This window comes from Gammaproteobacteria bacterium (assembly GCA_036381015.1).
Classification (GTDB): domain Bacteria; phylum Pseudomonadota; class Gammaproteobacteria; order Steroidobacterales; family Rariloculaceae; genus ZC4RG20.
This window is the reverse complement of the sequence record DASVDR010000029.1, coordinates 1-12,967: the sequence shown is the minus strand read 5'-3', so window position 1 is coordinate 12,967 and position 12,967 is coordinate 1. Positions and strand designations below refer to the sequence as shown.

The window sequence follows — 12,967 nt, the reverse complement described above, 5'->3', positions numbered from 1 at the left end:
GTGTTCACCACCTGCGTCGGCGAGAGTGACGGTGGCGGGGGGGAAGCCGGCGCACCGCTCGACGTGCTCGCCCTCCTCGCGCTGCTCGGCGCGTCGCAACGCCTGCGGGAGAAGGTGTCGGACGGGCATTCGCGGCGTGGCGGCCGCGATCGATCAGGGTTCGGTACTGGTTCGCTGAACCGCGCCGTCCCGCCGGCCTAAACTCGGATCGGTCGAAACGTGTGCGGTTTCTCGACATATCCAGCGTAACCGTCGATCCGATCGACACGTCGTGCGGATATGTCGATAAAATCGTCCTTTTTCGACATATGCCTCGAGCTTGTCGATCCGATCGACGTGTTCCGCGGAAATGTCGATAAAATCCGCTTTTGTCGACATATCCAGGGAACGTGTCGATCCAATCGACGCGATCCGCGTCGGATCGGAGCCGCGAAGCCTCAATGAGTTGATTCATCTCTAATTTTCATAGACCAAGAGGGCTCCGGATGGCCTTCGACCCCGTCGTCCCCCACAACCATCTGCCGGATCTGCCCCCGCCGACGCAAGACGTCGAGACCGCGCCGATTCTGAGGAAGTGCATCACCGCACGGGTCGCGCTCGCCGGCCTCAAGCAGGCCGCGGAGCTCATTCCGAACGCGACGGTCCTCGCCAATGCGTTGCCGCTCCTCGAGGCGCAGGCCAGCTCCGAGATCGAGAACATCGTGACCACGGCCGACAAGCTGCTCGAGTATGCGGACCTGCCGGACCATCGCGCGGATGCCGCGACGAAGGAGGCGCTGCGCTACCGGAGGGCGCTTTTCGAAGGGGCGCGCAAGGCTCGGTCGAAAAGGCTTTCGATCGATACGGCCATCGAGGTGTGCCGAACGATCAAGGGCGAGAAGATCGATATCCGATCGAACCCGGGCACGAGGCTGAAGAACAACACGACGGGTCAGGTCGTGTACACGCCGCCCGAGGGCCTGGCCGTGATCCGCGCGAAGCTCGCGAACTGGGAGCAGTTCATCAACGCGCAGAGCGATCTCGATCCGTTGATTCGACTCGCGATCCAGCATTACCAGTTCGAGGCGATCCATCCGTTCGCGGACGGCAACGGGAGAACGGGCCGCGTGCTGAACATTCTCTACCTCGTGCAGCAGGACCTGTTGAGCAGCCCGATCCTGTACATGAGCCGCTACATCATCAGGAACAAGGCGGACTATTACCGCTTGCTGCTCGAGGTCACGATGAATGGAGCGTGGGCGCCGTGGATCCTCTACATGCTCGATTGCGTCGAGAACACTTGCCTGTGGACCACCGACAAGATCAAGGCGATACGGGAGCTGATGCGTCACACGGCGCAGTACATCCAGCGCAAGCTCCCGAAGATCTACACTTGGGAGCTCGTGGAGCTCTTGTTCCGGCAGCCGTACTGCCGCATCGGTCACGTCGTCGACGCAGGGCTCGCGAAGCGCCAGACGGCGTCGGTCTATCTGAAACAGCTCGCCGAGCTCGGCATCCTGACGGAGATCAAATCCGGCCGCGAATCGCTGTTCATCCACCCGAAGTACGTGGAGCTGCTGAAGGGCGACGAAAACGTCTGGGTCTACTACGCGGGCGTGGAGACGGAAAGCCGCTACCAGACCTGACCCCCGAAAAAAGGTGTCAGACACCTTTTTCAACGAAATGGTGTCAGACACCTTTTTTCGGACACCTCCTTTTTCAACGCCGCCAGAGCTCACGGCTCGCGAGCGCGGCCCCCTCGGCGAGCGCTCGGAGCTTGGCCCACGCGATCTGCGGATGAACCCGGAAGCCGAGACCGCAGTCGGTGCCGGCGATGACGTTCTCACGGCCGACGAGGCCCGCGTAACGGACGATCCGATCGGCGACGAGCTCCGGGTGCTCGACGACGTTCGTCGCATGGCTGATCACGCCGGGAATCAGAATCTTGCCTTCCGGAAGCTTCGTGTCCTTCCACACCTTCCACTCGTGCTCGTGACGCGGGTTCGCGGCTTCGACGGAGTACGCGCCGGCGTTCACGCGCAACATCAGGTCGACGACGTGCCGCAGCGGGAGATCGTGCGTGTGCGGCCCGTGCCAGCTCCCCCAGCAGATGTGATAGCGAACGCGGTCCGGAGGAATGCCCTCGAGCGCATGGTTCAGCGCCTCGATGCGGAGCGCCGCGAAGCGGCGATACTCCTCAATCGGCGGCGCCGGCACGATCATGTCGTAAGTATCGGGCAGCGCCGGATCGTCGATCTGCAGCACGAAGCCCGCGTCGACGATCGCCCGGTACTCGTGGCGCATCGCATCCGCGAGAGCGAATAGAAAGTCTTCCTCCTTTTCGTAGTATTCGTTATGGAAGAAGTGCTCGAGCCAGGCCGGCGCGAGCGCGCACATGAACGCCTCCTCGACCGCGACGTTCGCCTCGGCCAGCGCCGCCTGGAAGAACTGAATGTCTTTCGGGATCTCGTCGTGGCCGACGTAGCGGATCGGACCGGTGCAGACGATCCGCTCCGGCGACCCGACCCAGCCGAGCTCGCCGTAGAACTCGGCGAACTCCAGGCGCTCGCCCGTACGGTGAGCCATCCAGGCGGGCTCGCCTTCTCTGACTTCGCGGCTCGTCAACCCGCTCAGGCGCCGGCCATAGTTGAACACCCAGTAGCCGAGACGGCTCAGCTCCCCGTTGCTGACCACGTCGATGCCGGCCTCGGCTTGCTTACGCAGCACGTAAACGATGGCGCCTTGGAGATGAGGCTCGACCTCGGCGGGGTCCGGCGGCCGACGCTCGCGGATGCTGCCGGCGACCTTGCCAAACTCCGGCGGCCCCTCGAGCCGGCCGGCGTGCGTCGTGAGAATCCGATCGATGCTCCTTTTCACGGCACCTCCATTCTAGCGGGTCGAGCCGATGCGGCGGGCGACGCATCGCACTCGCCCGCATCAACTCGCGCTTCGCAAAACGTTGCCGGCCGCAGCCGTGAGGACTATAACTTGGACGTGGCTGCGACGGCGCCCGCCGATCTTCCGATCCAATGCGCTTGCGGCGCCGTCCGCGGCGTGCTGCGCGGAGTCTCGCCCGAGCGAGGCACTCGTGCAGTGTGCTACTGCGACGACTGCCAATCCTTCGCGCACTTTCTCGAGCGCGCCGACGAGATCCTGGACGCTCACGGCGGAACGGAGGTTTTCCAAACCTCTCCCGCACGCGTCGAGATCTCGGCCGGCGCCAACCGGCTCGCCTGCATGCGGCTGACGACGAAGGGGCTTTTTCGCTGGTACACGAGCTGCTGCCGCACGCCGATCGGCAACACCCTGTCCACCGGACGGCTGCCGTTCGTCGGACTGATTCAGTCGTGCGTGGCGGCGGACGCGGCTCGGCGGGAAGCGGTCCTCGGCCCGATCCGCGCCCGGGTCTTCGGCCGTTTCGCGAAAGGAGACGTCTCGGCGCTCGACGTCCATGCCCGGGCGCCGCTGGGGCTGATGGCGCGCGCGGCGCGCATGCTGATCGGCGCGCGGCTTCGAGGCGATCACAAGCGCTCGCCGTTTTTCGACGCGCGAAGCGGCGCGCCCGTGGCCGCTCCGTACGTGCTGACGGACGAGGAGCGGCGCCGCGTCGAGCGCGTCCGCGACGCTCTAAAAGGTGTCTGACACCTTTTCCGAGAAAATCGTGTCTGACACCTTTTTTCCTGATCACGCGGGATGGAGGCGGACCGGCAGCTTCGCGGGCCCGTGGCCGATGGTCGTCATCCAGGGCTCGGGCTCGCCTGCGGCCTCGAACCGCTCGACCTTCTCGACGAGCGCGCCGAGCATCGCATCGGCCTCGAGCTGCGCGAGCGTGCGGCCTACGCACATGTGCACGCCGTACCCCCACCCGACGTGGCCTCTCAGATTGCGGCCGATGTCGAAGCGGTCGGGCTCCTCCCACCTGCGCGGGTCGCGATTCGCGGCCGCGAAGAGCAGACCGCAGCGCGTGCCCTCCGGGATCACGTAGCCGTCGATCTCCACGTCACGCGCGGTGATACGCCCGGCCAGGCGCGACGGTGAGTCCCAACGAAGGCTTTCGTCGAACGCGGCACGGATCATCGACGGCTGCTCGCGCAAGCGCCGATACTCCTCCGGAAACTCGCAAAAGGCGCGCATCGCCGTGCCCAACGTCATGACGGTGGTGTCGGCCGCGGCCGAAAGGAGAATCTGCACGAGCAGCTTCGCCTCGTCCTGCGTGATTTCTCCGCGATCGGCCGCGTAGAACATCTGCATGCCGAGCCCCTCCGGGTCGAGATTCTCTCGGTTGCAGCAGTCGTCGACCCATGCGAGGACCGGCTCACTGCCCGCCATCGCCTCCTCGAACAGCGCGTTCTGCGGCCCCATCGTCGCCCAGACCATATGGCCGAACGCCTCCATGTGCTCGCGCCCCCATTCGGGCAGCCCGAGGATGTCGGGCAGCACCTTGTAGACGAACGGCCGGCTCAAAGCCTGCACGGCGTCGATCGCCTCGCCGCCGCTCGCGAGCGCGCGGTCCACGACCGCATCCGCCTCCGCACGAAACGCCGCGGCCGCCCGGCTCAACGCCTTCGGCGAGAGCACCTTGCCGATCACGAGTCGCACCTCCGTGTGGCGCGGCGGATCGTCGGTCAGGAGGATTTCCGGGCGAACCGACTTCGGGTCGTGCCAGGGCCGCGACCGGCTCGAGAACGACTGCCAATCGGCGAGCCCGTTCGAGACGTGCTCGAACCGGCCGAGCACCATGATGTCCTCGCGCGCGAGGTGCACGACCGGCGCGAGCTCCCTGATCTCGTCGTCGACGGCCCGGGCGTTGCGGACCGAGTCGGCGCCGAACATGTCGATGTCGACGGACGGAATTGTCATCGCCATGCCCGCCACAGTAGAGCAAGTCGCCGGCCCGCGACAATACGAGGTCTGTCGATTGTGGTATATACGCCCCCGTTCCGTTCTACGGGGGGCTGAAGCTCATGATCCATGTCGGCGCATCCAATGCGGATGCCGTCATCGCATTGCTCGGAATCTCCTTTCTGTCGTTCTTGACCGCGACGGCGTTTCGACTCTGGCCGGAGAAGATCCTCACGTGGGCGGAAGGGATCGACGGCTCATTGATGCTCCTGTCGGAGGCGGCGCATCGGGCGTTGATCGCCTTTTGCGCTCGCGCGCTGACGTGCCTGTCGTTCGTCGCGCTGGTCGCGGCGGCCTTCCTTGCCTGAGTCGCTGCCATCGGCGAGGGGTGCCGCCGCTGCATTCGCCTTGCGGCGCGAACGGGAGCTTGTAAACTCGGATTTCTTCGAGCACGAACGCTCGCCGCAGCCGCGCTGCGACGTCCTGTGCGCGGGCGCACGCGGCCCACATCCGAGGAGAAGAAAGTGGCGCTGAAGTCGACGCCGACGTGGGTCCCGATTCTGGCCGGCGGACTGATCGCCGCCGCCGCATTCGCCCAGCGTGCCGGGGACGGCGAGCCGGCAAGAGACGCCGCCGAGGCCGAATGGGAAGACCGCTGCACGGACCCGGCGCTCGACGCTCCCGTCGATTGCGTGCCGGAGACGTTCGACACGTTCGACATCCCGTTCGCATTGCTGCCCGGCGGCCGGATGGATGCCTCCGGGAATCTCGACCCCACGTCGTCGCCGGAGGACGCGCACGCCGGTGCGTTCGCCGCGGCGAAGGAGCTCGGGCTCTTCCGCAACTTCGAGTGGGTGCACTGGATCCCGACCGCGCCCTCCGAGCAGGACCCGGAGACCGGCGCCTGGAGCGGCGGCGACCTCGACGGCTTCCCGACCGGCTGGGGCTCCACCGGCCTCGGCATCGCGGGCGACTGCCTGTTCTGGGGCCGCAGCAACTCCACGAACACCACCGGCCCCGGAGTCACCCGCGAGGTGAAGATCTTCAAGATCCAGCCGGACCCCGAGAAGGATCCCCCCGTCGAGGTCGGCACGATGCCGCAGCTGACGGTCGACAACGGCCGCGTCGCGGTCCGCGACCGAGAGCTTCGCGCGTACAACTACACGTCGAGCGACGGTGTCGAGCGGATGCTGATGGTCCGTGCGGCGGCCACCGGGACGGGCGGCGACGTGATCACCTACACGATCGATCCGGAGACTTGCCTGCCGCTCGACGACGGCGCCGTCGCCGAAGGCGTGCTCGCGCACGAGTTCTATCTCTGGCACGACCCCGACAACCCGAACCGCTTCGTCGTCGCCTCTCAGACCTACGGCTCGCAGAACGAGGACCTGATCTTCACGGCCATCACGGACGAGAACACCGGTGAGGTGCTCGAGGAGCCGGTGTTTCTCGCCGCGTTCACGCTGGAGGACATCGGCGGCCCGGTCCGCGACGAGGTCCCCGACGACACCGGTCTCTACTCCGACGGCCGCTTCCCGGACTACAGCCACCTGACGGATCAGTGGGGCCGCCCCGGCGCGTCGCAGCGCACCCAAGGCAACGACTTGCACTCGGGAAGCCTTTCGAACGACGGTGAGCGCTTCTACGCGGCCGGCGGGACCGCCGGCATGTATGTGCTGAACACCGAGATGATTGCAAACCACACGAACGCCGAGCTTGCGTCGGGCACGGTCTGCAATCAGCGGTCCACGAACGTCTGGGTCGACGGCGAAGTCGGCGGGCTGATCGACGTCCACAAGCTACCCGAGGTCGCCGACGACTGCGTGCATCCGGTGTTGAACAGCGATCCCGGCGTGCTCGCGATGCTCGAGTCCGATCTTTCCGACGTGGAGAAGCTCGTGCGCTACGTTCGGCTCGAGGAGCGCTCCCGCTTCGATTTCGCGCCGCCGTTCGTCGCGGCCGTCGGCGTGCACAGCGCGGTTCCGGTGCCGAACCGGCCTTCTCTCTCGGGCCGCAACACCGAGGGCCGCCCGGCGTACGTCGTGATCACCGAGGAGTGGCCGTTCGGACCGTGCCCGGAGCGCGGCATGAGAATCGTGAGCGTCGAGTCGGAGATCAATCCGATGATGGTGGGCGCTCACGCGATGTCCGACAGCCTCGTCGAGAACTGCATTGCGCAGCCGGTGCCGCCCGGCGCGACGATCCGCCCGATGATGCACGCACACAATCCCACCGTGCTCGAGAATCTCGTCTTCGTGAACTGGCTCGGGCACGGCGTGCGCGCCATCGACATCTCGAACCCGTTCAATCCGCGCGAGGTCGGCCACGCGCGGCCGATCCCGTGGGGCGACGTGATGACGTACCCCGACATCCACGACGGCTTGATCTACATCGGGGACAACCACACCGGGCTGCACGTACTGAAGTACACCGGCCCGCGCGCGGACGAGGTGCCTCAGGAAGGCACGTATTCGTCGAACCGCACGAGCCCGCACTGACCGGCCGGACGAGGAGACGCACGATGCGATGCCGACGGCTGCCGATCCCGATCGTCGTCTCGATGCTCACTATCGGTTTCGTCGCCACAGCGGGTTTCGTCGATACAGCGGCCGCGCAGTCGAACGACGGCGCCGCCCGGCCGCTCTACGACGAGCAGGATTTGATGTTCCTGAGCCACATGATCGTGCATCACGAGCAGGCGCTCGAGATGTCCGCGCTCGTGCCGTCGCGCGCGGAGCGCGACGACTTCGTTCGTTTCGCGGGCTACATCGAACGGGCCCAGGCGGCCGAGATCGCGGTCATGCAGTCGCTGCTCGATCTCGCCGAGGAGCGCGGCCTCGCGATCCCGAGCCACACGCTGCACGGCGACCCGCCGATGGCCGGCATGCTCTCGAGCGCGCAGATGGAAGCGTTGGCCGCGGCGAGCGGCGCCGAGTTCGAGCGGCTGTGGCTCGAAGGGATGATCTACCACCACCAGGGCGCGATCGACATGGCCGAGGCGCAGCAGCAGCGGCAGCTCGAGAGCGGCCGGCGGCCCTACCGCATCGACGTGCTGGTCGAGGACATTCTCGAGGTGCAGCGCGCGGAGATCGCGAAGATGCGGGCCTGGCTCGGTGACTGAGGTGCATTCGGCGTGAGTCAGAATACGAAGCCGAATCCGAAGGCGAGGCCGCTCTGCTCGACATCGTAGAGAAAATCGTCGTCTTCGTAGTCCGTGGAGAGCACTCGGTAGCCGAGGTAGGCGCTCCAGGCGCCGCCGAACCGGTAACCGCCGCCGATCTCCCCAAGCCAAACGCGATCCGACTCGCCGGCGCCGATGTCGCCTCGCACCCACGCGGTCCACGGGCCCGGCCGTTGCGTGCTCCAACGCAACCCGACGATTCCGTCCACCCAGCTCGAATCGTCGCCCCCGATAAAGCCCGGCTCCGCTCGAATCTCCAGATCGAGCGACTGCGCCCGCAGGCCCGCGTACACGGCGAGCCCGTCCCGCAGCGACTTGCTGAAGCCGAGCTCGCCGAGCTGCAGCGTCAGCTCGGCGCTTGCGTTCGTCGGGGTGTCCGTGCTGCTGTCGAGCCGGGTGTAGTTGCCCTCCATGAACCAACCGAGCCCGTCGTTCGTGGCGCGATAGCGAAATGAGGCGCCGACGTCCACGAAGTCGATCAGATCGTCCCAGTCCGCGTCCACGTCGATCGTGCGGCCGCCGATCCCTTGGCGGCCGTCGACGCCGGCTCCCCAGACGAAGGAGATGAATTCGCGCTCGGGCTCTTGAGCGGCGGCGCTCGTCGCACCCAGTGCGCCGAGGGCCGTTGCAACCAGTGCCGATGCTGTGCCCCACGTGACGTTTGGCATGGTGGCTCCGCGTAGATGACGTGCATCGAAACTAACCGCAGAGCCCTCGCGCCGCTATGAGACCTTCGGAACGGGGTCTCAACCGGCGCGAGCAGACTGGCTCGATAGCAGCACGTCCGCGGACGATACCCCGCCGCCGAAGCTATTCAGGGACGACCCTGCCGAGCAGGGCTTCGAGCTCGTAAGCTTCGATCGGCTTCGTAAGGTGCCGGTCGAAGCCGGCCTCCCGGGAACGGCCCAAGTGCATGTCGCCTTCGAAGCCGGTCAGGGCAACGAGCGTCACCGCGCGACCGTACCGCGCCCGCAGTGCTCGAGCCGCGTCGTACCCGTTCAAACGCGGCAGCCCGATATCCATCACGACCACCTCGGGACGAAACTGGTCCGCGACACGGAGCGCCTCGCTGCCGTCATACGCGACCCGGATGTCGTGTCCGAGTATGCGGATGAGTCTCGACAGGGAACGCGCCACGTCCGGATTGTCGTCCACCAGCAGAACGCGGCGCTTCGTCCCGCCCAGCGCGGCGCTCGCGCGCCGCGGTGCCGCGGCCGTCTCCTCGCGAACGAGCGGCAGCAGCATCCTGAACTCGCTGCCCCTGCCCGGACCATCGCTCACCGCTTGCACGGTTCCACCGTGCAGCTCCACGACGGCCTTCACCAGCGCCAGACCGAGGCCGAGGCCCCTGTCGCCGGATTCGAGCGAGCGGTCGAGCCCGTCGAACGTCTCGAATATCGTCTCGAGCCGGTCCGCCGGAATGCCGATTCCCGTGTCCCGCAACGACAAGCACGCGAGGTCGGCGCCGCGCTCCACCGAAAGCTCGATCCGGCCGCCGTGCGGCGTGTACTTTACCGCGTTGCGCAACAAGTGACCGATCGCTTGACCGAGCCGTAAAGGGTCCCCGTCGATGAACGTCGGAGTCGCCGGCAGGGTCGCCGAAAGCGCGTGTCCCGATCGGGCGATGAGCGCGCGGTGCTCCTCGATCGCCGTTCGCACCACGGGAGCGAGCGGGATTCTGCTCCTCTGGAGCCGCAGCGTGCGTGCGTCGAGGCCGTGCGCATTCAACAAGTCGTCGACCAAGCACGACAGCTGCCGCAGCTGACGTTCCATGAGCGTGCAGTGCTGCTCGATCGTTTCGCGATCCCCGTTCGCCTCGCGAATGAGCGCGACTCCTGCGAAAAGGGGTGTGAGCGGGTTGCGCAGCTCGTGCCCGAGGGCGGCCAGCAAGTCCGTCTTGAATCGCTCTGCCTCAAGCACAACCGCCTCCGCCGGCCGCCTCATGGCCCCACGCGTCGCCCCCAATTTCCCACGCGCCGCTGGTGGGCCTCGCGAGGCTCCAGCGTGAAATGGAAAGTCGTGCCGACGCCGCGGCGGCTCTCCACACCGATCCGGCCGCCATGTGCTTCGACGATGCCCTTGGCGACAGCCAAACCAAGCCCCGCGCCGCCCCCCGCCTGGGGATCGGTCCCGCAGAACCGATCGAAAACACGCTCGAGCAAATCCGGGGCGATTCCGACTCCGGTATCCGTAACGGAGATGCGGATCAGACCGTCCTGCAGCGCGGCGCCGAGCGTAATCACTCCGCCCGCGGGGACGAATTTCAGCGCGTTACCAAGCAGATTCGACAGCACCTGCAGCATCCGGTGTCGATCGACGAGGACCGCCGGCAAGCCGATGACAATGCGGCGCTGGAGACGCACGGCTCGGCTTTGCGCTTGGGGCTGAAAAAGCCGGAACACTTCGTCCGCCAGCTCCGTGACTTGCACCGGCTTCTTGTCGAGAGGCAGCCGTCCCGCCTCGATGCGTGAGATCGTGAGCAAGTCCTCGACCAGCCGCCGCATCGTGGTGCTTGCGAGCGCGATGCTCTCGATGCTGTCGACGTCGTCGTCGCTCCGGGGCGCCGACCGCAATGCCGCCGCCGCCGCGGAGATCGACTGGATCGGGCCGCGGAGATCGTGGGAGACCATGGCGATCATATCGTCGCGCTCGCGGACGGCGGACTGCGCCGCTGCATAGAGCCGCGCATTGTCGAGCAGGAGTGCCGCCCTGTTCGCGAGCTCCACCGCATTCGCGAGGTCTTCCTCGCCGAATAGTCGGCCGGAATCGTCCGTTGCGGCGAACATGACCGCACCGAGTGAGCGTCCGCGTGCGTTCAGCGGCACGATCATGAGCGACCGGGGCTCGAGCGTGCGCCCGTCGTTGGGGTCCCGCACGGTCGCGGCCGATGTCCGGTCAGGCACCACTCGCATCGCGAGCTCGGGTTGGCCGCGTCGAATCGCCGCGCCGGGGCCGGTCCGATCCTCGATGCTCACCGGGACATCACGCGCGAACGACTCGACCAACGCACTCTGCTTCGGATTGCAGTGAGCGGCCCCGAGCGTCCGGATCGACCGCTTGTCATCGACTGCGTAAGTGATGCAGTAATCGGCGAAATTCGGGACCACGCGCACAGCGAGCTGCTCGAGTCCCTCGTCCGGATCGAGCGTCGTCGCGAGAACGCGGCTCACGTCCGCGAGCAGAGCGTTCGCTTCGTCCGCGCGTTTCCGCTGCGTCACGTCGCGGCAGACGCCGACCATGCGGCTCGGCGTGCCGTCCGCGTCGCCGAGCACCCGACCGGACGACACGATCCATCGGATCGCTCCGTCGGTTCGGCGGATCCGATATTCGACCTCGCACACGGCGCCGGGCGTGGCGATGGCCGCCTTGACGGCCGCCTCGACGTATGCGGCGTCGGCCGGGTGCACACGGCGAATGGCGCCCTCCAACGTGCGCTCGAACTGGCCCCGCCCGAGGCCGTGAATCGCCTCGAGCTCCGGCGTCCAATCCACTTCGTTCGTCCGGAGGTCCCAGTCCCAGGCGCCCATGTGCCCCGCCGCGAGCGCGAGATGAAGCCGGCTCTCGTGGGCTCGGCGCTGCGCAGCCTCGCTCTCCGCGCGCTGCCGGAGCTCTCGCTCGGCCGCGAGCTTGGCCTCGAGGGCTACCGCGATCCGGTGATGCTCCAATGCAAATGCGACGTGGTCGGCGATCTGCTGCGCGACCTCCACCTCGCCGGCGGAGAACCGGTGCGGCTCGCGGTAATAGAGCATGAATTTTCCGAGCAGCCTCGGTCCGAACTGCAGCGGCACGAACGCGAGTGCCCGGATGGCCTCGGCCCGGAACACCGGCAGGTACCGGGCAAGCGAATCGTCCCTTTCGACGTCGGGCACGAGCAGCGGAGCGGCGGCGGTCTCGTCGGGCCGCCAAGGGGAGTGACCGTCCACGGTCCGCCGATACGCCTCGCTCAGGTCGGACCAGGCGACGAAGCGCATCGCGCCGCCCGCGTCCAGCACCAGCAACGAGGCGCGCCGGACGTCGAGTGCTTCCTGCACGCAACGAAGGGCCGTTCGGTATACGGTCTCCAGCGAGCCGGCGCTCGCCTGGCCCATCAGGTTGCGAAGCGCCACATTCGCGAGCACGGATTCCTCGAACCTCCGGGTTTCGCTATCCATCCCGCCGTGGTGGGTGCCGTCGAATCCGTTGCCGCTGCCGGACGATCTAAGGATCGCACATCGCAAAAGCGAACGCGCCGAGCACGAGATAAGGCCAAGGTCCAATACCATTCGTTGGAGCGATGTGCTAGACCCGTGCCCCCTGCAATCGAGGATTCTCGTCGCACGTTCGCTTCCGCCGGCGGCCGCAGAGTACACGGGGTCATTGCCGCTTTCGTCTATGAGGTTCTCGATGTCGAGGTTCAGCTCGAGATCGAAATAGACGATCCCGGCTCGTGCGAACAGCTCCACCGGGCCGAGCGGCAACGTGCCGATGATGCTGAGCGCAATCCCTTCCGTTTCGGCCGCAAGCGGCAGCTCGTTAAGCACGGTGTCGGAATCGCCGAAACGTAGTAATCCAAGCGCACACCGATGAACCGGTTGAACCGCCAGCCTGCGAAATATTTGGCCGAGAAGCCGCGCTCGGCACAGGGTCGCGGTGCTCGATCAGTGCCGCGGCGTCTGCGCTGCCGGGAGGCGGAACGAGAATGTCGCTCCGCACTCCGCGTTGCATTCACCCCAAATTTCACCCTGGTGCCTCGCAATCACCGTGCGGCAGATCGCGAGCCCGAGTCCGATGCCTTGTTCCTTGGAGGTGTAAAACGGCTCGAACATGCTTTCGAGCGCTTCCTGCGTAAGGCCCGGGCCCGTATCGCTCACGGAGACTTGAACCGCACCGTCGGGCCGCAGCTCCGTGCGAATGCTCAGGACGCGACGCTCGCACGGGACCAGGCTCATCGCTTCACAGGCATTCAGAATCAGGTTCAACAGGACC

Annotated in this window: 12 protein-coding genes; 6 read left to right on the top strand and 6 right to left on the bottom strand. The window is 66.5% G+C overall.

Annotated elements, in window-relative coordinates:
• The first annotated feature begins 485 nt into the window (after positions 1–485).
• Positions 486–1,625: a Fic family protein gene (locus tag VF329_10665; protein HEX7081466.1), complete on the top strand. Its 1,140-nt coding sequence runs from the start codon at positions 486–488 to the stop codon at positions 1,623–1,625.
• Between the two features lie 73 nt (positions 1,626–1,698).
• Here VF329_10665 and VF329_10660 read toward each other — a convergent pair whose 3' ends face one another.
• Positions 1,699–2,856 (bottom strand): cobalamin-independent methionine synthase II family protein, encoded by a 1,158-nt coding sequence (locus VF329_10660; GenBank protein HEX7081465.1) that lies wholly within the window; start codon positions 2,854–2,856, stop codon positions 1,699–1,701.
• Between the two features lie 117 nt (positions 2,857–2,973).
• Here VF329_10660 and VF329_10655 point away from each other — a divergent pair, with 117 nt between their 5' ends.
• Positions 2,974–3,621, top strand: coding sequence for a DUF6151 family protein (locus VF329_10655; GenBank protein HEX7081464.1), 648 nt, complete (start codon positions 2,974–2,976; stop codon positions 3,619–3,621).
• Positions 3,622–3,663: 42 nt separating this feature from the next.
• On the opposite strand, the gene VF329_10650 is transcribed toward VF329_10655, so the two are convergent.
• The gene (locus VF329_10650; GenBank protein ID HEX7081463.1) at positions 3,664–4,839 is read right to left on the bottom strand and encodes a cytochrome P450; all 1,176 of its coding nucleotides are present in this window, start codon (positions 4,837–4,839) and stop codon (positions 3,664–3,666) included.
• Between the two features lie 104 nt (positions 4,840–4,943).
• Here VF329_10650 and VF329_10645 point away from each other — a divergent pair, with 104 nt between their 5' ends.
• From VF329_10645 to VF329_10635, 3 genes are all read left to right on the top strand, one after another.
• Positions 4,944–5,189, top strand: coding sequence for a hypothetical protein (locus VF329_10645; GenBank protein ID HEX7081462.1), 246 nt, complete (start codon positions 4,944–4,946; stop codon positions 5,187–5,189).
• Between the two features lie 156 nt (positions 5,190–5,345).
• A complete protein-coding gene (locus tag VF329_10640; protein HEX7081461.1) occupies positions 5,346–7,319 on the top strand; it encodes a hypothetical protein in 1,974 nt (657 codons plus the stop codon).
• Positions 7,320–7,342: 23 nt separating this feature from the next.
• Positions 7,343–7,942, top strand: a complete 600-nt coding sequence (locus tag VF329_10635; GenBank protein ID HEX7081460.1) for a DUF305 domain-containing protein — start codon at positions 7,343–7,345, stop codon at positions 7,940–7,942.
• Positions 7,943–7,959: 17 nt separating this feature from the next.
• Here VF329_10635 and VF329_10630 read toward each other — a convergent pair whose 3' ends face one another.
• The 3 genes from VF329_10630 to VF329_10620 form a co-directional block, all read right to left on the bottom strand.
• Positions 7,960–8,670, bottom strand: a complete 711-nt coding sequence (locus VF329_10630; GenBank protein HEX7081459.1) for an outer membrane beta-barrel protein — start codon at positions 8,668–8,670, stop codon at positions 7,960–7,962.
• 142 nt (positions 8,671–8,812) lie between these two features.
• A complete protein-coding gene (locus tag VF329_10625) occupies positions 8,813–9,922 on the bottom strand; it encodes an ATP-binding protein (GenBank protein ID HEX7081458.1) in 1,110 nt (369 codons plus the stop codon).
• A 20-nt stretch (positions 9,923–9,942) separates the two neighbouring features.
• On the bottom strand, positions 9,943–12,120 hold the full coding sequence (locus tag VF329_10620) for an ATP-binding protein (protein HEX7081457.1): 2,178 nt from the start codon (positions 12,118–12,120) through the stop codon (positions 9,943–9,945).
• A gap of 168 nt (positions 12,121–12,288) precedes the next feature.
• Here VF329_10620 and VF329_10615 point away from each other — a divergent pair, with 168 nt between their 5' ends.
• Entirely contained in the window at positions 12,289–12,546 is a 258-nt protein-coding gene (locus VF329_10615; protein ID HEX7081456.1) for a hypothetical protein, read from the top strand.
• Between the two features lie 93 nt (positions 12,547–12,639).
• Here the strand turns inward: VF329_10615 and VF329_10610 are convergent.
• Positions 12,640–12,967 (bottom strand): ATP-binding protein (locus VF329_10610; protein ID HEX7081455.1); only part of this gene is annotated, 328 nt, incomplete at its 5' end.